22 protein-coding genes are annotated in these 21668 nt (G+C 72.6%); 7 read left to right on the top strand and 15 right to left on the bottom strand.

What is annotated here, in order from left to right; translation table 11 throughout:
- Positions 1-22 precede the first annotated feature (22 nt).
- Positions 23-1063: a M4 family metallopeptidase gene (locus ACIQ5Y_RS04060; protein ID WP_403874748.1), complete on the bottom strand. Its 1041-nt coding sequence runs from the start codon at positions 1061-1063 to the stop codon at positions 23-25.
- Between the two features lie 243 nt (positions 1064-1306).
- Between ACIQ5Y_RS04060 and ACIQ5Y_RS04065 the strand changes: the two genes are divergently transcribed.
- Genes ACIQ5Y_RS04065 through ACIQ5Y_RS04080 form a run of 4 tightly spaced genes read left to right on the top strand, consistent with a single transcriptional unit; the run spans position 1307 to position 5651 of the window.
- Entirely contained in the window at positions 1307-1936 is a 630-nt protein-coding gene (locus ACIQ5Y_RS04065) for an RNA polymerase sigma factor (protein WP_403875656.1), read from the top strand.
- Positions 1933-2793: a hypothetical protein gene (locus ACIQ5Y_RS04070; RefSeq protein WP_403874750.1), complete on the top strand. Its 861-nt coding sequence runs from the start codon at positions 1933-1935 to the stop codon at positions 2791-2793. Before ACIQ5Y_RS04065 ends, ACIQ5Y_RS04070 begins: the two co-directional genes overlap by 4 nt.
- 15 nt (positions 2794-2808) lie before the next feature.
- Positions 2809-3342 (top strand): hypothetical protein, encoded by a 534-nt coding sequence (locus ACIQ5Y_RS04075; protein WP_403874752.1) that lies wholly within the window; start codon positions 2809-2811, stop codon positions 3340-3342.
- 41 nt (positions 3343-3383) lie between these two features.
- The gene (locus ACIQ5Y_RS04080; RefSeq protein ID WP_403874754.1) at positions 3384-5651 is read left to right on the top strand and encodes a bifunctional polysaccharide deacetylase/glycosyltransferase family 2 protein; all 2268 of its coding nucleotides are present in this window, start codon (positions 3384-3386) and stop codon (positions 5649-5651) included.
- Here ACIQ5Y_RS04080 and ACIQ5Y_RS04085 read toward each other — a convergent pair.
- From ACIQ5Y_RS04085 to ACIQ5Y_RS04100, 4 genes are read right to left on the bottom strand one after another with little or no spacing between them, the layout of a single operon-like run.
- A complete protein-coding gene (locus ACIQ5Y_RS04085; RefSeq protein ID WP_403874756.1) occupies positions 5648-6160 on the bottom strand; it encodes a DUF5956 family protein in 513 nt (170 codons plus the stop codon). The two genes, ACIQ5Y_RS04080 and ACIQ5Y_RS04085, sit on opposite strands and share 4 nt — an antisense overlap.
- Positions 6161-6169: 9 nt before the next feature.
- Complete coding sequence (locus ACIQ5Y_RS04090; protein ID WP_403874758.1) at positions 6170-6760, bottom strand: HD domain-containing protein; 591 nt, start codon at positions 6758-6760, stop codon at positions 6170-6172.
- Between the two features lie 6 nt (positions 6761-6766).
- Positions 6767-8068: a cytosine deaminase gene (codA, locus tag ACIQ5Y_RS04095; RefSeq protein ID WP_403874759.1), complete on the bottom strand. Its 1302-nt coding sequence runs from the start codon at positions 8066-8068 to the stop codon at positions 6767-6769.
- Positions 8069-8085: 17 nt separating this feature from the next.
- Complete coding sequence (locus ACIQ5Y_RS04100; protein WP_403874761.1) at positions 8086-8253, bottom strand: hypothetical protein; 168 nt, start codon at positions 8251-8253, stop codon at positions 8086-8088.
- 87 nt (positions 8254-8340) lie between these two features.
- Between ACIQ5Y_RS04100 and ACIQ5Y_RS04105 the strand changes: the two genes are divergently transcribed.
- Positions 8341-10146: a prolyl oligopeptidase family serine peptidase gene (locus ACIQ5Y_RS04105; RefSeq protein WP_403874763.1), complete on the top strand. Its 1806-nt coding sequence runs from the start codon at positions 8341-8343 to the stop codon at positions 10144-10146.
- 44 nt (positions 10147-10190) lie between these two features.
- On the top strand, positions 10191-11006 hold the full coding sequence (locus ACIQ5Y_RS04110) for an SURF1 family protein (protein WP_403874764.1): 816 nt from the start codon (positions 10191-10193) through the stop codon (positions 11004-11006).
- A 90-nt stretch (positions 11007-11096) separates the two neighbouring features.
- On the opposite strand, the gene ACIQ5Y_RS04115 is transcribed toward ACIQ5Y_RS04110, so the two are convergent.
- From ACIQ5Y_RS04115 to ACIQ5Y_RS04145, 7 genes are all read right to left on the bottom strand, one after another.
- A complete protein-coding gene (locus tag ACIQ5Y_RS04115; RefSeq protein ID WP_403874766.1) occupies positions 11097-12188 on the bottom strand; it encodes a hypothetical protein in 1092 nt (363 codons plus the stop codon).
- Entirely contained in the window at positions 12185-12898 is a 714-nt protein-coding gene (locus ACIQ5Y_RS04120) for a SigE family RNA polymerase sigma factor (protein ID WP_403875659.1), read from the bottom strand. The genes ACIQ5Y_RS04115 and ACIQ5Y_RS04120 overlap by 4 nt, the downstream gene beginning before the upstream one ends.
- Positions 12899-13116: 218 nt before the next feature.
- Positions 13117-14190, bottom strand: a complete 1074-nt coding sequence (locus ACIQ5Y_RS04125; protein WP_403874768.1) for an aspartate-semialdehyde dehydrogenase — start codon at positions 14188-14190, stop codon at positions 13117-13119.
- A complete protein-coding gene (locus ACIQ5Y_RS04130) occupies positions 14187-15461 on the bottom strand; it encodes an aspartate kinase (protein WP_384753205.1) in 1275 nt (424 codons plus the stop codon). Before ACIQ5Y_RS04130 ends, ACIQ5Y_RS04125 begins: the two co-directional genes overlap by 4 nt.
- 197 nt (positions 15462-15658) lie before the next feature.
- Positions 15659-16306: a DUF5063 domain-containing protein gene (locus tag ACIQ5Y_RS04135; RefSeq protein ID WP_403874770.1), complete on the bottom strand. Its 648-nt coding sequence runs from the start codon at positions 16304-16306 to the stop codon at positions 15659-15661.
- Entirely contained in the window at positions 16299-16898 is a 600-nt protein-coding gene (recR, locus tag ACIQ5Y_RS04140; RefSeq protein ID WP_403874772.1) for a recombination mediator RecR, read from the bottom strand. Before recR ends, ACIQ5Y_RS04135 begins: the two co-directional genes overlap by 8 nt.
- Positions 16899-16986: 88 nt before the next feature.
- Complete coding sequence (locus ACIQ5Y_RS04145; RefSeq protein ID WP_376656600.1) at positions 16987-17328, bottom strand: YbaB/EbfC family nucleoid-associated protein; 342 nt, start codon at positions 17326-17328, stop codon at positions 16987-16989.
- Positions 17329-17583: 255 nt separating this feature from the next.
- On the opposite strand from ACIQ5Y_RS04145, the gene ACIQ5Y_RS04150 reads away from it, so the two are divergent.
- Complete coding sequence (locus ACIQ5Y_RS04150) at positions 17584-18330, top strand: SLATT domain-containing protein (RefSeq protein ID WP_385126332.1); 747 nt, start codon at positions 17584-17586, stop codon at positions 18328-18330.
- 351 nt (positions 18331-18681) lie between these two features.
- Here the strand turns inward: ACIQ5Y_RS04150 and ACIQ5Y_RS04155 are convergent, their stop codons facing one another.
- The 3 genes from ACIQ5Y_RS04155 to ACIQ5Y_RS04165 form a co-directional block, all read right to left on the bottom strand.
- Positions 18682-19332, bottom strand: a complete 651-nt coding sequence (locus tag ACIQ5Y_RS04155) for a hypothetical protein (protein WP_403874775.1) — start codon at positions 19330-19332, stop codon at positions 18682-18684.
- Positions 19333-19473: 141 nt separating this feature from the next.
- Positions 19474-20160 (bottom strand): GntR family transcriptional regulator, encoded by a 687-nt coding sequence (locus ACIQ5Y_RS04160; protein ID WP_403874777.1) that lies wholly within the window; start codon positions 20158-20160, stop codon positions 19474-19476.
- 107 nt (positions 20161-20267) lie between these two features.
- Positions 20268-21638 (bottom strand): aspartate aminotransferase family protein, encoded by a 1371-nt coding sequence (locus tag ACIQ5Y_RS04165; protein WP_403874778.1) that lies wholly within the window; start codon positions 21636-21638, stop codon positions 20268-20270.
- Positions 21639-21668: the final 30 nt, after the last annotated feature.

Genomic DNA, 21668 nt, shown 5'->3' on the forward strand with positions numbered 1-21668 from the left:
AGCGGGTGTCGGGGATCGGTCGTCAGACGCCGGGGATCTGGCGGGACTTGAACGCCGCGCGGACCGAATCCGCCGCGCTCTTGCCGTACATGCGCTCGGCGGTCGCGACCGTCTTCAGCGCCGCGTCCGTGAAGCTCGTGTCGGGCGCGAAGCCGAACTGCGCGTTCACGATGATCCGGTCGGCGGTCCGGGCCCCCAGGGCGCCCCGGATGTCGAAGAGCGCCCGTGACCAGATCTCGCCGTCCGCGTGGACCTCGCCCACCCGGTCCGCGTAGACCTTGGAGCCGTCGACGCGGCGCAGGCAGTGCGGGGCATCGCTGTAGGGGACCGAGTCCCAGTCGGCGACGCACGCCAGGTCCGCCTTGCGGGGCCAGCCGTAGCGGGAGTCCGCGTTGGCGCCGACCTCGACGGCCAGGTAGTCGCCGAAGGCCTCGCCGATCGCGCCGGCCTCCGGGGAGGTGCCGAAGCCGGGGACCTGGGCCTCGTGGACCGCGTGGCCGTACTCGTGGACGATCACCTCGGCGTCCTCGGCGTCGTCGACCCCGCCCTTGCCGAAGCGGATCTCGTCCTTCTTGTCCGTGAAGAAGGAATTGTCGGCGCCGTACTGGTTGATACGGACCGGCTGCGCGCGGTCGTTGGCCCCGGGGAGCTCCGAGCCGAAGCCCAGCCCCTGGAGGTACTCCTGCGCCTCGTTGACCCAGAAGTAGGCCATGACCTGCTCGAACTGGTCGTCGCGGCGGTTGTACGAAGCCGCGTCCGCGACCTTCGCGGAGGCGCCGGTGTCGGACCGGACGGAAGCCCATTTGCCCGAGAGCCCGCCGCTCGCGTCGAGGTTCCGCAGGGCGGTGGTGACGTAAGCGGAAGCGGGCACCGCCGTGGCGGAGTCCTTGGCGTCGGCGAGCGTCTGGTCGCCGGAGGACTGGACGGGGTTGACCATGAAGACGCGGCCCTGGGGGAGGGATGCGCCCGGGGCGGAGGCTGACGCCGAGGCGGGTGCGGCCAGGGTGAGCGCCACGGTGGCGGTGGCCGCGGCGATCAGGCCGCTGGGTATACGGCGAGGCATGAACATCCTCCTGTGAAGGGCGTGATGTGCCGGAAGAACGTGCGTGGCGTGGTGCGGACGTGATCCTTGCTCAACCCGGCGGGATTTGGCCAGGGCTTGGCGCCGTACTTCCTCGCGAGAACATCAGGTGATATCCGGCCCATCGGATGAACTGGCTGATTCATCTGACGCATCATGTCCCGGGTGCACAGTGCGGAGGAGTTCGGCGGAGCCGACAACGAGGCAGGACGACGCCCGGGAGACATGTCCGGTGAGGTCAGAGCGGCGCAACAGGGGGACGAGGCGGCCTTCCGGGCGCTCTTCCGGCAGGTGCAGCCGGGGTTGCTGCGCTATCTGACCGCGCTGGTCGGGGAGGAGGCCGAGGACGCCGCCTCCGAGACCTGGCTGCAGGTCGCCCGCGACCTGGGGACGTTCCACGGGGACTTCGACGGGTTCCGGGGCTGGGTGACGGCGATAGCCCGCAACCGGGCGCTCGACCTGCTGCGCCGGCGCCGGCGCCGTCCGACGGCCGACCTGCCGGTCGAGTACCTGCTGGACCGGCGGGCCCCCGAGGACACCGAGTCGAGCGCGCTGGCCACGGTCGCCACCGACGACGCGCTCGCCCTGATAGCCCGGTTGCCCCGGGACCAGGGCGAGGCCGTGCTCCTGCGCGTGGTCATGGACCTGGACGCCGCGAGCGCGGCGCGCGTGCTGGGCAAGCGGGCCGGTGCGGTACGGACGGCCGCGCACCGGGGCCTGCGCAAGCTGGCCGGCCTCCTCGAACAGCAGAAACAGCGGGAAGCGGAATCGGACGGCGCTCAGCAGCCGCTCGAAGGCAGTTTCGCCCCAGGAGTGACACCGACGACGTCTCCGACGCTGAAGGATGCGAGATGAGCACCAACCGATCCCGCCGGATCGACCGCGCCACGGCCGAGCATCTGCTCGCCGGCGCCGGAGCCGGCGCCGCACCCGGTCACGACGCCCTCGCCGAACTGCTCGCCGCCGTATCCGCTCCCGCCGCGTCCGTCCCCGCGGACGGTGGTGAACTGCCCGGCGAGCAGGCGGCCATGGCGGCCTTTCGGTCTGCCCGCCTCGCTCCGGTTCCTCCCCGTATGTCGACTTCCGTCGCCCCCCGCAAGCGGAAGATGCGCACCCCCGCGATGCTCCTGGGCGCCGTGGCGGCCGCCACCCTCGGCGGTGTCGCCGTCGCCGCCGGGACGGGCCATCTGCCCGCCGCCCTCGGTGGCAAGCCCGTGAGCAGCGCCCCGGCTCCCACCGCCTCCAAGCCCTCCCAGATGCGCGGGGAGCCGACCGCGGGGACGCTCTCCGGCTCGGCGCGGCCCCTGCCCCCCGATCTCGCCGAACTCTGCCGTGCCTACGCCGCGGAGGGCGCGCCGAGCATCCGGAAGCCCGCCGAGCTGCTGGCCGAGCGCCGGTTCGCCCCGCTGGTCGCCGCCGCCGGAGGGCCCGCCGCCGTCGCGGGCTACTGCGCGCCGGTCCTGGGCGGCGGCCATGACGAGACGCCTGCCGCGTCTCCGGTCCCGCAGTCCACGGACGGCAAGCGTGGCGCCCCCCCGAAGCCCGAGAAGAGCGACAAGGGCGGCAGAACCGCCAAACCGGACGCGACCAAGCGGCCCGAGGACCCGGTTCCCGCCCACACCCCCGGCCCCCGCCCGAGCGGCAAGCCGGACTCCGACCCGCCGCAGACCCAGCCCCGCAACGACGCCCCGACCACCAGCCGCACCCCGTAGAGGCAGACCCCACCGATGCGACCACAGCCGGGCTACACGGACACGGACTACGACACGCTGGAACTCCCGCGGATCACCGCGGGCTCCCCGAGCGCGGCGGAAACGGACGAACCGAGCCCGGTGTTCGTGGACTCCTCGGGCCGGCGCCAGCGCCGGGTCCGCCGCCTGGGGTGGCTGCTCGTCGTGCCCGCGGTCGCCTACGTGGTCCTCGTACTCAGCTCCCTGTTCGGCGGGCCGACGCTCCGCTCGCCGTTCCTGCCCGCCCCCCGCGGTGTGGACGCCGCGCCGAGCAAGGCGCCCGCCGCCGAGCCCAGCGCGTCCGCCTCCGCCGCTCCGCGCCGCACCACCACCCCCGGCGGCCCTGCCTCCCCCGCCGCCGCGTCCACGGCCCCCGACAAGCCCCCGGCCGGGACCGGCCCCGGGCAGGCACCCACCGCCAGGCCCACCACGGCCGCGACCGGAGCCGCCCCGAGCCCCGGCTCGAACGGCCATGGCAGACCGACTTCCCCGCCCGGCCAGGGCGGCGGCAAACCCACCGCCAAGCCGTAACCCCACCAGCTCCCCCCACCAGCCAGGAAGCACTCCCTCCCGTGTCGAACAACCGGCGCCGCCGCCTCCCCCGCGGGCGGCACAGCACGGTGCGCAACGTCCCCCTGCGCACCCACTGGCTGCTGCTGACCGCCCTCGTCATCACCCTCTCGGCCGCGCTGCTGCTGCAGGGCTACTCCCAGCACATGTTCGACAGCACTCCCGACGGAGCCGCGCGCGAGGCCGGTTCGTCGGCCTCCGTACCGGAGCAGATCCGCTCGGGCGGCCCGGTCGTGGAGGGCGCCGCAGGGCGGGTGGCCGGTCCCGGGCCCCGCACGATCGCCCTGACCTTCGACGACGGCCCCGACCCGGTCTGGACCCCGAAGGTCCTCGACGTCCTGCGCCGCAACCAGGTGCGGGCGACCTTCTTCACCGTCGGCACCCAGGTGTCCGCCCATCCTGAGCTGGCCCGGCGGATCGTCGATGAGGGCCACCAGATCGGCGTCCACACCTTCACCCACACCGACCTCGCCGCGGCCTCCGCGTGGCGGCGCTCCCTGGAGCTGCGCGAGAGCCAGCTCGCCATCGCCGGAGCCGCCGGCGTCACCACCCCCCTGCTGCGACCGCCCTACTCCTCGACCAACGAGGCTCTGAGCGACGCGGACTGGGACACCGTGGTGCAGGCCGGGCAGAAGGGCTACCTCACCGTCCTCACCACGCAGGACAGCGAGGACTGGCGCCGCCCCGGCATCGAGCGGATCATCGCCAACTCCACTCCCAAGGGCACGGACGGCCAGGTCCTCCTGATGCACGACGCGGGCGGCGACCGCTCGCAGACCGTCGCGGCGCTGGAGCAGCTGCTGCCCAACCTCAAGAAGGACGGCTTCCGCTTCACCACCGTCAGCGACGCGGTCGGCCTTCCCAGCCCCGTCAAGCCCGCCTCCGCCACCGACGAGTGGCAGGGCCTGGCGCTGATCAACGCCCTGCGCGCCAGCGGCTGGGTGCTCGATCTGCTCGGCTGGCTGCTGTGGGCGGCCGGCGCCGTCAGCGTGCTGCGCGCGATCGCGGTGTTCGTCGCCGCGCGCCGTCACGTCCGGATGCGCCGCAGGCCGTGGGGCAGGCCGGTCACCGAGCCGGTGAGCGTCATCGTCCCCGCCTACAACGAGAGCGCCGGGATCGAGGCGGCCGTCCGCTCCCTGCTCGCGTCGGACCACCAGGTGGAGGTCATCGTCGTCGACGACGGCTCCACCGACGGCACCGCCGACATCGTCGAGGCCCTGAACCTGCGGGGCGTACGGGTCATCCGCCAGCAGAACGCGGGGAAGCCCGCGGCGCTCAACACCGGCATAGCCGCCGCCTCGTGCAACCTGGTCGTCATGGTGGACGGCGACACCGTCTTCGAGCCGGACGCGGTCCGCATGATCGTCCAGCCCTTCGCCAACCGGCGGGTCGGGGCCGTTTCCGGCAACGCGAAGGTGGTCAACCGCGGCGGTCTGCTCGGGCGCTGGCAGCACATCGAGTACGTCGTCGGCTTCAACCTCGACCGGCGCCTCTTCGACCTCGCCGAATGCATGCCCACCGTGCCCGGCGCGGTCGGCGCGTTCCGCCGCGACGCCCTGCTGCGGGTCGGCGGCCTCAGCGACATCACCCTCGCCGAGGACACCGACCTCACGATGGCGCTGTGCCGGGACGGCTGGCGGGTGGTGTACGAGGAGCGGGCCATCGCCTGGACCGAGGCTCCCGCCACGCTCCGCGCGCTGTGGAAGCAGCGCTACCGCTGGTGCTACGGCACCCTGCAGGCGATGTGGAAGCACCGGGACGCCCTCAGCCGGCGCGGGCAGGCCGGGAAGCTGGGCCGGCGCGGTCTGCTCTACCTGCTGATGTTCCAGGTGCTGCTGCCGCTGCTCGCGCCCGTCGTGGACGTCTTCGCCGTCTTCGGCCTGGTCTTCCTCGACCCGGTCCGCATCATCGGCCTGTGGTGCGCGTTCCTGCTCCTCCAGACCCTGATGGCCCTGTACGCCTTCCGCCTCGACGGGGAGCGGCCCGGGCCGCTGTGGAGCCTGCCGCTCCAGCAGTTCGTCTACCGCCAGCTGATGTACCTGGTCGTCATCCAGTCGGTGTTCACCGCGATCGCCGGCTCACGCCTGCACTGGCAGCGGATGGAACGCTACGGAAGCCTCCAGGTCCCGACCCCGGGCTCGCCGCCGCAGCCCCCGCTCCCGTCGTACGACCGGCCGCAGGCCGATCCCGTACCCGCACCCGCAGCCGCACCCGGCCGGCCGTATCCGCAGGAGACGCACGACGTGACGCCCTGGCCGCCGCGCGGCTAGGACGGCTCCTGCAAGGCGTCGAGTTCGCCTCGGACCAGTGCGAGGAACTCCGTGGAGGCGGTCCGGGCGTCCACCCCGCGTTCGGCGGCCAGCGCGTCGAAGTGGGCGAGGAGTTCGCCGAGACCCGCGAAGGGGCCGACCGGGCGCAGCAGCCATAGCCGGCCGCCGGGCCGGGGCGGCAGGCCGAGGGCGGCCACGGCCGCGTCGGTCTCGGCGTCGAGGCCGTGCAGGTCGGCCTCGGGGAGGGGGGCGGCCTCGACGCCGGTGATGTGGCCGTGGCCGTCCAGCGAGGTCTCCACGGCCCAGTGGGTGGACCGGTCCGGGATCCAGGTCCGGGCGGCCGGCGGCCACACGTACGGGAGGAACACCCAGCGCAGTTCCTCCGGCGCGGGCTCCCAGCCGAGCACCTCCAGTTCCCGCATCTCGGGGAGCCGGTCCGGGTCCAGTTCGCTGCGGCCGGTGCGGCGCAGTGCGAGCGGGTGCGGTGTTCCGTCCTCGTCCCACGACATGCGGGCACGCTATCCGACGCGGTCCATCGGGTTGGACATGATGCGCCCCGCCGCGCCGCCCGCGACGTACGCGGCCGCCGCGCAGGTGGGCTTGCGGGCGGCCTGGTCCTCGACGAGGGCGAGGAAGGAGGCGCCGAACCCGAGGCGGGGGCGGTCCTTCAGGAGGGCCTCGGTGAAGGCCGGGTCGAACTCGGCGAGGCGCAGGCCCGAGACGTCGGCGCTGGTGCCGACCTGGAGGAGGTGGCTCTCGACGTCCTCGGCGGCGCTCACGTCGTCCCGCATGTGCAGGACGATCACCTCTTCGGCGCGGGCTCGGCGGGCGGGCGGCCAGCCGAGCCCTGCCGTGAGGACGCGGGCGACGTGACCGCCGGCCTCCTCGAAGGGCAGGGTATGGCTGTCGAAGGGCGCGGTCAGACCCATGTCGTGGAGCAGGGCGCTGACGTAGAGGAGTTCGGCGTCGTAGGCGAGGCCGTGGCGCTGCGCGTACTCGGCGCCGAAGGCGTAGGAGCGGACCGAGTGGTTCAGGAGGGCCGCCTCGGTGTACTCCGCGGCGATCTCGTAGGCGGCGCGGGCCGCTTCGGTGTCAAGGGTCCAGGTCATGGGGCGTCAGCGTAGGCGGCGGCTGAAGTCGACCTCCGACGGGGGCTCCCCCGGCCAGTTGAGCCGGGTGGGCGCCGGCGGGGTCTCGGCGAGGACGCTGCCCCGCGAGACCACGTACCGGGGGCGGACCTGGCGGCGTACCGCCTCCTCGGGCGAGGGGGCCGGCAGCAGGACGAAGGAGGCGGGGGCGCCGGCGGTGATGCCGTACTCGGCCTCGGACAGGCCGAGCACCCGGGCCGCACGGTCCGTCACCATCGAGAAGGCGAGGGGGATTTCACCGGCGCCGGTGAGCTGGGCGGCGTACAGGCCGACGAGGGCGGTCTGGAGGGGGTTCGCGGTACCGAGCGTGTTCCAGGGGTCCATGACGTCGTCGTGTCCGAACGCCACGTTGACCCCGGCGGCCAGCATCTCCTTGACCTGGGTGAGGCCGCGGCGCTTGGGGTAGGCGTCGAAGCGGCCTTGGAGGCCCAGGTTGGCGAAGGGGTTGGAGACCAGGTTGATGCCGGAACGGGCCAGCAGGTGCTGGAGTTTGAAGCTGTACGCGCCGTTGTAGGAGCCCATGGCCGTGGTGTGGGAGGCCGTGGCCCGTTCGCGCAGGCCCGAGCGCAGGGCGAGGGTGGCCAGCACCTCCACGAACCGGGACTGCTCGTCGTCGATCTCGTCGCAGTGCGCGTCCACGCGCAGCCCGTGCTCCTCGGCGAGCGCGAAGGCCGTCTTCAGGGAGGCCACCCCGTCCTCGCGGGTGTCCTCGAAGTGCGGGATCGCGCCGACCACGTCCGCGCCGCGGGCGACCGCCTCGCGCAGCAGGGCCTCGCCGCCCGGGAAGGAGACGATGCCCTCCTGCGGGAACGCCACGATCTGCAGGGTCATGAAGTCCCGGACTCGGTCGCGCACTTCGAGCAGGGCGTCGAGCGCCGTGAGCGAGGGGTCGGTGATGTCGCAGTGGGTGCGTACGTGCAGCACCCCGTGCGCCGCCTGCCAGCGCAGCACCTCGGTGGCCCGCGCGATCACGTCCTCGCGGGTCAGGGTCTGCTTGCGTTCGCTCCAGCGGGCGATGCCCTCCCAGAGGGTGCCGGAGGCGTTGGGGCGGGGTTCGCCCGCCGTCAGGGCGGTGTCGAGGTGGATGTGCGGTTCGACGAAGGGGGTGGAGAGGAGGCAGCCGTGGGCCTCGACGAGGATGCCCGTGGCGGGCGGTTCCTTCTGGTCGTCGTACGGAACCACCCGCGCGATACGGCCGTCCTCCCCGACCTCGACGTCGGACAGGCCATCTGTGTGCAGCAGCCGGGCGCCCCGGACGATCATCCGCATGGCGCCAGCCTAGAGACTCAGCCCCGCTTGGCCTGGGCCTTCTGCTGCATGCCGCGCGTCTTCGCGGCGGACGACTGGATGTCCCTGTTCGCGGCCTTGGCTCGGGCCTCCACCGCCGTGTTCTTCGCGATGGCCCGCTCGGAATCCTGGTGGCTGTGGTGGCCGGTGTGGGCCTTCTTCGCCATGATCGTTCCTCCTTGGGGTGCGAGTTCCACTGTGCGCCCGTATGGAGCAGTCGGCATCCCGGGGCCCGCGGCGGCCACAATGGGCGCATGACCAGCGACAGCGAGATCACCCCCGAGATGCCCGACTGGGAGAAGCGTTTCCGGGCGCCGCGCGTCGGCCTGCCCGACTGGGCGGAGGACGCCCCGGACCGGTCGCTCTTCGTCTCCAACGCGACCGGAACCTTCGAGCTCTACGCCTGGGACCGCGCCACGGGCGCGCAGCGGCAGGCCACCGACCGCCCCAACGGCACGACCGACGGCACCCTCTCCCCCGACGGCGAGTGGATCTGGTGGTTCTCCGACACGGACGGCGACGAGTTCGGCACCTGGGTCCGCCAGCCCTTCGCGGGCGGCGCCGACAAGCCCGCCGCCCCCGGGCTGGAGCCCTCGTACCCGGCCGGGCTGGCCATCGGCCGCGACGGGACGGCGGTCGTGGGCCGCTCCACCGACGAGGACGGCTCGACCGTCCACGTGGTCCGCCCGGACGGCTCCGCGCCCGCCGTGATCTACCGCCACCGCGAGTCGGCCGGCGTCGGTGACCTCTCCTACGACGGGACGCTCGTCGCCGTCGAGCACACCGAGCACGGGGACGCCATGCACTCCGCGCTGCGCGTGCTCACCCTCGACGGGAGCACCGTCGCCGAGCTGGACGACTCGCGGGGCGGGACCGAGGAGCTGGGCCTGGAGGTGCTCGGCTTCGCGCCGGTCGCGGGCGACACCCGGCTGCTCGTGGGCCACCAGCGGCGCGGCCGCTGGGAGCCGATGGTGTGGGACGTGGCCACCGGCGCCGAGGAGGAGCTGGCGATCGACCTGCCGGGCGACGTGAGCGCCGAGTGGTACCCGGACGGCTCCGCGCTGCTGGTCGAGCACGGCTTCGAGGCGCGCAGCGAGCTGTGGCGCTACGACCTGGCGGCGCGGGAGCTCGTACGCGTGGACACGCCCTCGGGGACGGTCTCGGGTGCGACGGCGCGGCCCGACGGGACGGTGGAGTACCTGTGGTCCTCGGCCGCGGAGCCCTCGTCGGTGCGGTCCACGTCCGGCGGGGTCGTCCTGGACCCGCCCGGCTTCCGTCCGCCCGGCTCGGTGCCGGTGGAGGACGTGTGGGTCCAGGGCCCGGGCGGGCGGATCCACTCGCTGGTGCAGCGGCCGGCCGGCCACGGGGAGGGCCCCTTCCCGACGGTCTTCGAGATCCACGGCGGGCCCGCCTGGCACGACAGCGACGCCTTCGCGGCGACCCCGGCGGCCTGGCTGGACCACGGCTTCGCGGTGGTCCGGGTCAACTACCGGGGCTCGACGGGCTACGGCCGCGAGTGGACCGACGCCCTCAAGCACCGGGTCGGCCTGATCGAGCTGGAGGACATCGCGGCGGTCCGGGAGTGGGCCGTGTCCTCGGGCCTGGCGGACCCGGCGCGGCTGGTGCTGTCGGGTGGCTCCTGGGGCGGGTACCTGACGCTGCTGGGGCTGGGCACGCAGCCGGACGCCTGGGCCGTGGGGCTGTCCGCGGTGCCGGTCGCCGACTACGTGACGGCGTACCACGACGAGATGGAGGCGCTGAAGGCGCTGGACCGCACCCTCTTCGGGGGCACGCCGGAGGAGGTCCCGGACCGCTTCGAGGCCTCCTCGCCGCTGACGTACGTGGACGCGGTGAAGGCCCCGGTGCACATCGCGGCGGGCGTCAACGACCCGCGCTGCCCGATCCGGCAGATCGACAACTACGTCGACCGGCTGGCGGCGCGCGGGGCGGTGCACGAGGTGTACCGCTACGACGCGGGGCACGGCTCGCTGGTGGTGGAGGAGCGGATCAAGCAGGTCCGGATGGACCTGGAATTCGCGCTGAAGCACCTGCCGCGTTAGGGGCCGCCCGGTGGTTGCCGGTGCGCCCCCCGTACCGTGGTGGGGTGCACCGGTTTCTCCTGACCCCGCGCTGGTGGGGGATCAACGTCTTCGTCGCGCTCGCCGTCCCCTTCTGCCTGTTCATGGGGTCCTGGCAGCTCGGCCGCTTCGAGGACCGCGTCGACAGCCACCGGGAGGCGAGCGCCGAACGGCCCGCGGACCGGGTGGCCGCGCCGCTGGACTCGCTGCTCCCGGTGGACACGAAGACCTCCGGACGCCTCGCGTCCACCTCCGGGGAGTACGGGGAGCAGTTGCTGGTCCCCGAACGGCTGCTCGGCGGCGAATCCGGTTTCTATGTGCTGACCCTGCTGAAGACCGACTCCGGCAAGGCCGTCCCGGTGGTCCGGGGCTGGCTGCCGGGGGCGGCGGACCCGGGGAAGGCGCCGGCCGCGCCGACGGGCCGGGTCGAGGTGACCGGGGCGCTGCAGGCCTCCGAGAGCTCAAGCAGCAAGGGCGTGCACGCGGCGGGCGGGCTGCCGGCCGGACAGCTGGGCGTGATCGGTGCGGCCTCGCTGGTCAACATCGTCCCGTACGACCTGTACGACGCGTGGCTGACGGTGCAGACGCCCGTGGACGGCATGCTTCCGGTGCCGGCTCAGGCGCCGGTCAACACCGGGCTCGACCTGAAGGCCTTCCAGAACCTCGGGTACACGGGCGAGTGGTTCGTCTTCGTCGCCTTCGTGCTGTTCATGTGGGTACGGCTGTACCGGCGCGAGGTGGAGACCCTGCGGGACACCGAGGCGGGCCTGTTGCCCGCGGAGCCCGCGGCCTCGCCGGCCGGTGCGGCGGCCGAGCAGAAAGCCGGCCCCTCCGGCGTCTGAGGACCGGGGTCCGGGGCGGAGCCCCGGCGGCGGCGCCGCGGCCGGGTTCCGGTCCCGGTGGCGCCCGCACCACCGGGCGCCCCGCAGGGGTTACGGCTTGGTGGTCCCCACCGGGATCGGGGCCGTGCGGTAGACCGTGCCGCCGCACGCCTGGGGGATGGTCGTCTGCGTCGTCGGGGAGCCCGGCTGCGGGGTGTGGGAGACCTCGACCCCGGTCGGGGCCACGGCGGGTGTGACGCCCTGCTGCTCCTGTCCGGTCACATTCGAGGCACCGGGCGCCGTCACGGAGTCGGCCGGGGGCTTCGGGTTGGCGCCCGAGGTCGCCTCCGTGCAGGGCTCACCGGACGGCACCCACGCGAAGCGGACCTCGTACGCCGTGTTCGGGGGCAGCGCCAGCACCGTCGTCTGGTCCGCCGGGTCCGGCAGCAACCCGCTCGCCGGGTCCCCCGCCGTGTGGCCGACGACGGGAACCGCCGCGCCCGTGCCCGTGGCGGAGCCGGCCGCGGTGACGGTGTCCGGGCCGGTGACGGCACAGCCCTGCGCCGACACGTTGGTGACCTTGAAGCTGCCGTACACCTTGCCGTCGGCCTCCGGCGCGCGGGCCGAGCCCACCACACCCAGCTGCGCTGACCCGCATCCCGGCAGAGCCGGTGCCGCCACCGGGGGCAGTGGGCCCGGCCTGACGAGCACGCCGCCCACACCGCCCGAGCCGACGGGTCCGGCCGAACCGGCACTGCCGGACGGGCCCACCGTCACCCCGTCCGCCGAGGCGCCCGCGGTGGCGCTGGGCTGCCCGGTGGTGCCGCCCGCGACGGGGCCGGCTCCGGTGGGGCGGGTGGACTTCGGGGTGGCTCCCGAGCCGTTCTGGTGCGGATCGGAGGGCTTGATGCCCGGCTTGCCGCCGGAGGAGGAGTCGTGCCCCGCCATCGTCGAGTGGTCGGGGATGGTGCCCTCGCCGGACGTCAGGTGCAGGGCCACCGGGATCGCGGCCCCGGCGAGCAGGGCCACCGACGCCGCGCCGATGAAGACCTGGCGCTTCAGGACCCGGCGCGCGGGGACCGCGTACCGCAGTCGATCCAGCGCGCCCTCGGAGGGTTCGAGGCCCTCGACGGCCCCACGCAGCAGGCCCCGCAGCGCCTGCTCCTCGCCCGCGCCGCCCGGCGCTGTGTGGTCGTCCATCATGACTGCGCAGCCTCCATCGCCACCCGCAGCGCGGCCATGCCCCGCGATCCGTACGCCTTCACCGAGCCGAGGGATATCCCCAGCGTCTCGGCGACCTGGGCTTCCGTCATGTCCGCGAAGTAGCGCAGCACCAGCACCTCGCGCTGGCGGCGCTGGAGTCCGCGCATCGCCTTGATCAGGTCGTCCCGTTCCAGCTGGTCGTACGCGCCCTCTTCGGCGCTCGCCATGTCCGGCATCGGCTTCGACAGCAGCTTGAGGCCGAGGATGCGCCGGCGCAGGGCGGACCTCGACAGGTTCACGACGGTCTGGCGCAGGTACGCCAGGGTCTTGTCCCGGTCGCGGACGCGGTTGCGGGCCGAGTGCACGCGGATGAACGCCTCTTGGACGACGTCCTCGCAGGAGGCGGTGTCGTCGAGGAGCAGCGCGGCGAGGCCGAGCAGCGAGCGGTAGTGCGCCTGGTAGGTCTCGGTGAGGTGGTCGACGGTGGTACCGGCCACCACCGCCTTCGCCTCGCCCGCCTCGCCCGTGCCGCTCCCGCTCGCGTCAGCGCTTTCGCGTGGCGCGGGCACGAGGCCGCTCCGGGTCGGGACGGCGGGCCGCAGGGGCGTCTCCGGGGCCCCGGCCGGCGGGACGGGCACGATCACGGGGACCCCACCGAGGGTCTTGCCGGATATGCCGGACGTGCGAAGGCCCCGGCGCGACGGGATGATCCCGGTGCGTGCCGGAAGGACTGCAAGTTCGAGGAGTGCCTCTGCCACGCCTGTAGGACACCCGTCCCCCCGTCAGGGTTGTACGCGCGAGGCTGCCGGCCCGGCGAAATCCCAATTGCCCTCATGCGCACCCGCTCTTCCCGATTGCCCCGTCCTATCGAGACGGCAGTCGGGCCATCACCTTGATCAAGGGATCAGATCCGATCCTACAAAGCGAATTACGCAAATTCACCTGTGATCAGTTCCGCGATCTGAGTGGCATTCAGAGCGGCGCCCTTGCGGAGGTTGTCCGCGCACACGAAGAACTCCAGCGAGTGCGGGTCGTCGAGCGAGGCCCGTACCCGTCCCACCCAGGCCGGATCCGTCCCGGCGGCGTCCGCCGGAGTCGGGAACTCCCCCGCCGCCGGATCGTCGACGAGCACCACGCCGGGTGCGGTGTCCAGGATCTCCCGGGCGTGTACGGCGTCGACCACGTTCTCGAACCGGGCCCGTACCGTCAGCGAATTCCCGGTCAGCACGGGCACCTGTACGCAGGTCACCGCCACCGGGAGCCGGTCCAACTGGAGGATCCGGCGGGTCTGGGCCCGTACGGCCAGCTCGTGCGAGGACCAGCCGTCCTCGCGCAGCTCACCGGACCACGGCACGACGTTGAGGGCGAGCGGCGCCGCGAAGGGGCCGGTGTCCTCGCCGACGGCGGCGCGTACGTCTCCGGGCTGCTCACCCAGGGAGGTGCCCGCGACCAGCGACAGCTGGCGGCGCAGCGTCTCGGTGCCGGCCCGGCCCGCGGCGCTGGCGGCCTGGTACGTGGAGACGGCCAGCTCGGCGAGGCCGTACTCGGCGTGCAGCGCGCCGAGGGAGGCGATCATCGCGGCGGTCACGGTGTCCGGGGCGGCGACGATCCCGCGCGGTCGCATCCGTGCGGCGTGGGCGTTGATCTCGGGCACCACCAAGGGCACCTCGGGATCCTCCCGGAAGGCGTCGGACTGGTCCACGACGACGGTGCCGCGCGCGGCGACCACGGGGGCCCACCGGGCCGAGACGTCGGCCGGGGTCAGGAAGAGGGCGACGTCGCCCACGCCGAAGCCGTCGAAGGCGTCCTCGGTGAGGGCGAACACCTCTGTTTCCTCGGCGCGGACGGCCAGCATGCGGCCGGCCGAACGCGCGGAGGCGATCAGGCGGATCTCGCCCCAGACGTCCGCCCGCAGGGACAGCATCTGGAGCAGGACGGTGCCGACCGCTCCGGTCGCCCCGACCACGGCGAGCGCCGGGCCGGAGGACCGGGCGGAGGTCATCGTCCGGTGCCTCCGTAGACGACGGCTTCGTCGCTGTCGGAGTCCAGGCCGAAGGCCGTGTGCACGGCGCGGACGGCCTCGTTGACGTCGTCCTGGCGGGTCACGACCGAGATGCGGATCTCGGAGGTCGAGATCAGCTCGATGTTGACGCCCGCGTCGGACAGCGCCTGGAAGAAGGAGGCGGTGACGCCCGGGTTCGTCTTCATGCCCGCGCCGACCAGGGAGATCTTGCCGATCTGGTCGTCGTAGCGCAGGGAGTCGAAGCCGATCTGCCCCTTCGCCTTCTCCAGGGCGTCGATGGCCTTGTGGCCCTCGGCCTTGGGGAGCGTGAAGGAGATGTCGGTGAGGCCCGTCGAGGCCGCCGACACGTTCTGCACGATCATGTCGATGTTGATCTCGGCGTCCGCGATGGCGCGGAAGATCGCCGCGGCCTCGCCCGGCTTGTCCGGGACGCCGACGACCGTGATCTTGGCTTCGGAGACGTCGTGAGCGACTCCGGAGATGATGGCGTGCTCCACCTGCTCGTCCCCTTGAGGCTGTTCGTTGCTGACCCAGGTGCCGCGCAGTCCGGAGAAGGACGAGCGGACGTGGATCGGGATGTTGTATCGGCGTGCGTACTCGACACAGCGGTGGAGCAGCACCTTGGAACCGGAGGCGGCGAGCTCCAGCATGTCCTCGGAGGAGATCCAGTCGATCTTCTTGGCCTTCTTCACGACGCGGGGGTCCGCGGTGAAGACGCCGTCGACGTCGGTGTAGATCTCGCAGACCTCGGCGTCCAGCGCCGCGGCGAGCGCCACGGCGGTGGTGTCCGAGCCGCCGCGGCCCAGGGTGGTGATGTCCTTGGAGTCCGCGGACACGCCCTGGAAACCGGCGACGATGGCGATGTTGCCCTCGTCGAGCGCGGTGCGGATACGGCCCGGCGTGACATCGATGATGCGCGCTTTGTTGTGGACCGAGTCGGTGATGACGCCTGCCTGGCTACCGGTGAACGACTGGGCTTCGTGGCCCAGGTTTTTGATCGCCATGGCCAGCAGGGCCATGGAGATCCGCTCTCCGGCGGTCAGCAGCATGTCGAATTCACGCCCGGCCGGCATCGGGGATACCTGCTCGGCGAGATCGATCAGCTCGTCCGTCGTGTCGCCCATCGCGGATACCACGACGACCACTTGGTGGCCGTCCTTCTTGGCATCCACGATCCGCTTGGCGACGCGCTTGATGCCCTCGGCATCGGCTACGGAGGAGCCTCCGTACTTCTGCACGACAAGGCCCACGTGCGCTCCTCGCTCAGTCCGTCTCATTGCTGGTGCAGTCTAACGAGCGACCGGGATCCGACCGCCTCGTACCACATCATGAGACGAGAGGACCAAAGGATGGGTTCCCTCGTCTGCAGCACGATTCGCGGCCGGCGGTTCGCGGCCGACGGTTCGCGGCCGGCGACTTGCGGCCAGTCGCGGTCGGCGGCTCGCGGCTACTTGCGGCCGAGACCGCCCAGCTCCTCGGCCATGACCTGTCCGGCCTGCTCCGCCAGGTCGTCCTCGGCCAGGTCCTCGTCCGTGTCCAGGCCGTCCAGGGCGGCGAGGGGCTGGTCGAGCCGTACGTGCGCGATCAGCGACTGGAGGGCGCGCAGGGTGGCCGAGGCCGTCGGACCCCAGTTGGTGAAGTACGAGAACTGCCACCACCACAGCGCCTCGGTGATCCGGCCCGACTGGTGGTGGATGAGCCCGTGCCGCAGGTCGGCGACCACGTCGGCCAGGTCGTCGGAGATCCGGTGCGCCACCGGGGCCTTGCGCGGCTCGTACGGGTCGAAGACCTCGGAGTAGACGTCCACCGGCTCCAGCATGATCGCGAACCGCTCGCGCAGCTCGTCCACGTCCGGCTCCGGGCCGAGGTCGGGCTCGTAGCGTTCCTCGGGCAGCACGTCCTGGTACGCGCCCAGCCGGCCGCCCGCCAGCAGCAGCTGGGAGACCTCCAGGAGGAGGAAGGGCACGGCGCTGTCCGGGTCCTCGCCCTTGGCCACCTCGGTGACCGCGACGATGAAGGACTCGATCTGGTCCGCGATCGAGGCCGCGAAGTCGTCCGGATCCTGTCCCAGGGCGTGCAGCGTTGCGTCAGACATCGAGAAGTCGCCTTCCTTCAAAGGCCCGCCCGAGCGTGACCTCGTCCGCGTACTCCAGATCTCCCCCGACGGGGAGCCCGCTGGCCAGGCGGGTGACCTTCAGGCCCATGGGCTTGATCATGCGGGCGAGGTAGGTGGCGGTCGCCTCGCCCTCCAGGTTCGGGTCGGTGGCCAGGATCAGCTCGGTCACCTCGCCGTCCGCCAGTCGCGCCAGCAGCTCACGGATCCGCAGGTCGTCGGGGCCGACGCCCTCGATCGGGCTGATCGCGCCGCCGAGGACGTGGTACTTGCCCCGGAACTCGCGGGTCCGCTCGATCGCGACGACGTCCTTCGGCTCCTCCACGACACAGATGACCGTGGTGTCGCGGCGCGGATCGCGGCAGATGTTGCACCGCTCCTCCTGCGCCACGTTCCCGCACACCACGCAGAACCGGACCTTCTCCTTGACCTCCAGCAGCGCGTGCGCGAGGCGGCGGACGTCGGTGGGCTCGGCCTGAAGGATGTGGAAGGCGATCCGCTGCGCGCTCTTGGGCCCGACGCCGGGCAGCCTGCCCAGTTCGTCGATCAGGTCCTGGACCACGCCTTCGTACAACGGACTGCCTTCTTTCCTCTGTGATGGTCTGTGCTGCTCGGTTCGGTACTGCTCGGTTCGGTACTGCTCGGTTCGGTACTGCTCGGTGCTAGAACGGGAGGCCGGGGATGCCGCCGCCGCCCAGACCCTGGGCGAGGGGGCCCAGCTTCTGCTGCTGCAGCGCCTGCGCATTCTCGTTGGCCGCCTGGACCGCCGCCACCACCAGGTCGGCGAGGGTTTCGGTGTCGTCCGGGTCGACGGCCTTCGGGTCGATCACCAGGGCGCGCAGCTCGCCGGAGCCGGTCACGGTCGCCTTGACGAGACCGCCTCCGGCCTGGCCCTCGACCTCGGCCTGCGCCAGCTCCTCCTGGGCCGCGGCGAGGTCCTGCTGCATCTTCTGGGCCTGCTGGAGCAGCTGCTGCATGTTGGGCTGGCCACCACCGGGAATCACAGGTAACTCACTCCATACCGTCGGGACGCTTGGTCAATCCGAGCCTACGTGCTCCCCGGGCGCCGCGCCCTACGCCGTGAGGACCAACTCTTTCGAGTGAGAGACGGGGCGCACGCGTACCTGATGGAGCCCTCCTTGTGGGCGGAAATCGCGGGATTCGGCGCCCACCGCGCGTCAATCGAAGGTAGGAAGAGCATGCGCACCATTGCGCACACGCGCACCACCACACGTCAGCGCAGGCAGAGGGAGTGCCGGGTGAGCCAGCCGGAGATGCAGCCCGAGGGGCCACCCCGGGATCCCCGGGAGGAAGGCGGCGGACCGATGGCGGCGGGCGATCTCACCGGTCGGCCCTTCCCCCTGGGGGACTGGGGCGAGCCCGCGGAGCGGCTGGACGAGCTCTACCGGCGGGTCGAGGCCGACGCGCTGCGCACCGCCGAGTGGTACCTGTCCGACCGGGCGTGGAAGCGCCGCGGTGCGCGGGTGATGCGCGTCGGCGCGGCCGCCGGCGCGATCACGGGCGCCGCGATGCCGCTGCTGGAGCTGACCGGCTCGGCGCCGGGCGCGTCCTCGTACGGCTTCCTGGCGCTGCTGCTGGGCGCGGCCTGCCTGGCCTGCGACCGGTTCTTCGGGCTGACCTCGGGCTGGATGCGGGACGTCGCCACCGCGCAGGCCGTGCAGCGGCGTCTGCAGACCCTCCAGTTCGACTGGGCCTCGGAGAACGTGCGCGAGGTGCTCGGCCCGACGGAGGGCACGGCGAGCGAGGCGGCGGAGCGTTGCCTCACCGTCCTGCGGCGGTTCTCGGAGGACGTGACGGAGCTGGTGCGGTCGGAGACCGCGGAGTGGATGGTGGAGTTCAGCTCGGGCCCGGCGCCGCTGGTGATGCAGTCACTGGGCGCGGGCGGCTCCCGCCCGGACGCGTACATCCCCCCGGCCCGCTTCCCCCTCCCCCCGGGCACCCGCCCGAACATGCCCCGCCAGCGCCCCCCGGAACAACCCCGCTGAACCCCTGCCCCGGTCCTTCCCGGCCCGTCGGACGTTCGAGGACCGGGCTCCGCCCCTTCGGCCCGTCCGGCGCTTGAGGACCGGGGTCCGGGGCGGAGTCCCGGCCCCTTCGGCCCGCCCGGCAGTCGAGGACCGGGGTCCGGGGCGGAGTCCCGGCCCCTTCAGCCCGTCCGGCGCTTGAGGACCGGGGTCCGGGGCGGAGTCCCGGCCCCTTCAGCCCGTCCGGCGCTTGAGGACCGGGGTCCGGGGCGGAGTCCCGGGAAACGGAGAAAGGGCGGGGCGGGGACCAGCTCCGCGCAGCGGAACCCGCACCCACCCCACCCCGCCCCCACCCACGGGGATCGGCCGGCCTCAGCTGAAGATGATCATCGACCCCTGCCCAAGGCTCCGCGTGGCCGCCGCGTGCAACCCCAGCCACACATGCCGCTCCCGCGCGAACGGACTGTCGTCGTGAGGAATCGGCCCCGCCGGCTCCTCCAACGACGTCGGCCGCCCCGGCGGCGCCGGCGCCGCCGGCGGGTTCCCCGGATCTATCCCGATGGCCGGGGCCACGAAGACCAGCTCCCGCAGCAGCCCCTGCGCGGACCCCAGCGGCCCGCCCCCCGCCAACAGCTCCTCGTTGGCCAGCGGCGCCGCGAAGTCCACCGGGACGTACGCCCCCGCGTGGTCGTAGTGCCAGACCAGGTGCGACTGCTGCGCCGTGGGCTCGAACATCTCCAGGAGCTGCTCGTAGTCCCCGCCCAGCTCGTCCACCGGGGTCACCGGCAGCCCGCAGAGCTGGAGCAGGTACGCCCGCCTCAGGAAATGCAGGGCGTCGTAGTCGAAGCCCGCGACCGGGGCCACGTCCCCGCTCAGGCCGGGCATGTACGCGAACACCGGCACGGACGGCAGTCCGGCCTCTCCCAGCGCCTTGTCGTAGGAGGCGATCTCTTCCGCGAAGGGGTTGTCGGGGCTGTGGCACAGCACGTCGACAAGGGGGACCAGCCACAGGTCACAGGCCACGCGGGCTCCGATCAGTCGTTGCCGCCGATCGGGCCAGAGTAATGCGCCGAACACACTCCGCGAAGGGGTGCGGAGAACCTCGGCGAACCAAGGCCCCCTCAGACCCGCCAAGACCCGGCTCAGGCCCGGCTCAGACCCCGCTCAGACCCCGCTCGGACTCCGCTGGAGCCCCGCGGCCCAGTCCAGCCCGTGCTGGTTGTAGGCGTGCACGATGCGGCGCACCTCGTCGGCGTCCGCCAGCGTCACCGCGTCCACGAGGTCGGTGTGCCCGCCCCACAGGGCGTCCCGCAGCTTCGGATCGCGCTGGAGGTGCGGCACGGCGAAGACCCAGCACTGGACCCGGAGCCGGTGCAGGAAATCGGAGATGTAGGCGTTGCCGACCAATGCGCTCAGTTCCCGCCAGAAGCGCAGGTCATAGCCGATCAGCACTTCGAGTGAACCGCTGCGCGCCGCCTTCTGCGCCTCCTCGGCCCGGCGACGCACCGACACCAGCTTCTCGCCGCAGCCGGGCGCGGCACCCCGCTCGGCGAGCCGGCGGAATATCCCGTCCACGACCAGCGAGCGGGCCTCGATCATTCCCCGGAAGTCGTCCACGGAGAAGACCCGTACGCGGAAACCGCGGTGCTGGACCAGTTCGAGCAGCCCCTGCGCCGAGAGGTCCACCAGCGCCTCGCGGACCGGGGTCGCGGAGACCTCGTACTGCTCGGCGATCTGCTTGACGGTGAACTCGGTCCCCGGCGGCAGGCGTCCCGCGAGCACCTCGTCACGCAGCGCGTCCGCGATCTGCTGGCGAAGTGTGTTGCGGGTGACAGCTCCGCTGCCTGGCATAAGGGTCCGTCTCCTGTAGTAGAACTCCGGACACCTTAGGCCAGACAGCCCGGCCGAAACCGATCGGTGGGCGGTCGATATGCGGATCCACCACCCACCGCCGCCCGCTACGCGGACGTCGCCGACGTGGTGTGCCGGTCCGCGACCGTCAGCGCCTCGTCGAGGATGGCCAGGCCTTCCTTCGCCTCCGCCTCCGAGATGTTGCACGGGGGAACGACGTGGGTGCGGTTCATGTTGACGAACGGCCACAGGCCGGAGGCCTTGCAGGCCGCGGCGAATTCGGCCATGGGCGCGTTGTCCGCCCCGGCCGCGTTGTACGGGACGAGCGGCTCGCGCGTCTCCTTGTCCCGTACGAGCTCCAGCGCCCAGAAGGTGCCGAGCCCGCGGACCTCGCCGACGGACGGGTGCCGCTCGGCGATCTCGGCGAGCGCGGGGCCGATCACGTTCTCGCCGAGGTGGGCGGCGTGCTCGACGACGCCCTCCTCCTCCATCGTGTTGATGGTGGCCACGGCGGCGGCGCAGGCCAGCGGGTGACCGGAGTACGTCAGTCCGCCCGGGTAGGGGCGTGTGGCGAAGGTCTCGGCGATGGCGGCGGAGATCGCGACGCCGCCGAGCGGCACGTAGCCGCTGTTGACGCCCTTGGCGAAGGTGAGCAGGTCGGGGGTGACGTCCCAGTGCTCGGCGGCGAACCACTTGCCGGTGCGGCCGAAGCCGGCCATGACCTCGTCCAGGATGAAGACGATGCCGTGGCGGTCGCACAGCTCGCGCACGCCCGCGAGGTAGCCGGGAGGCGGGGTCATGATGCCGGCGGTGCCGGGCACGCTCTCCAGGATGATCGCGGCGATGGTCCCGGGGCCCTCGAAGGCGATGGTGTCGGCGAGGTGGGCGAGGGCGCGCTCGCACTCCTCCGCCTCGGTGGTGGCGTGGAAGGGCGAGCGGTAGAGGAAGGGGCCCCAGAAGTGCACGACGCCGGCGGCGGCCGTGTCGGAGGGCCAGCGGCGCGGGTCGCCGGTGAGGTTGATCGCGGCGGCGGTGGCGCCGTGGTACGAGCGGTAGGTGGAGAGCACCTTGGCGCGCCCGGTGTGCAGGCGGGCCATGCGGACGGCGTTCTCGACGGCCTCGGCACCGCCGTTGGTGAAGAAGATCTTGTCGAGGTCGCCGGGGGTCCGCTCGGCGATGAGGCGTGCGGCCTCGGAACGGACGTCCACGGCGAAGCCGGGGGCCAGGGTGCAGAGGCGGGCGGCCTGCTCCTGGATCGCGGCGACGACCTTGGGGTGCTGGTGGCCGATGTTGGTGTTGACCAGCTGGGAGGAGAAGTCGAGGAAGCGGTTGCCGTCGTAGTCCCAGAAGTACGACCCCTCGGCCCCGGCGACGGCGAGCGGGTCGATCAGGGCCTGGGCAGACCAGGAGTGGAAGACGTGCTTCCGGTCGGCGTCCTTGACTTCGGCAAGGGTGTGCGGAGCGGGATGAGGGGTCATGTCGTCACGCTAGAAGTGTGCAGGTGGGGA

Source organism: Streptomyces sp. NPDC096339 (genome assembly GCF_044762985.1).
Taxonomy (GTDB): Bacteria; Actinomycetota; Actinomycetes; order Streptomycetales; family Streptomycetaceae; genus Streptomyces.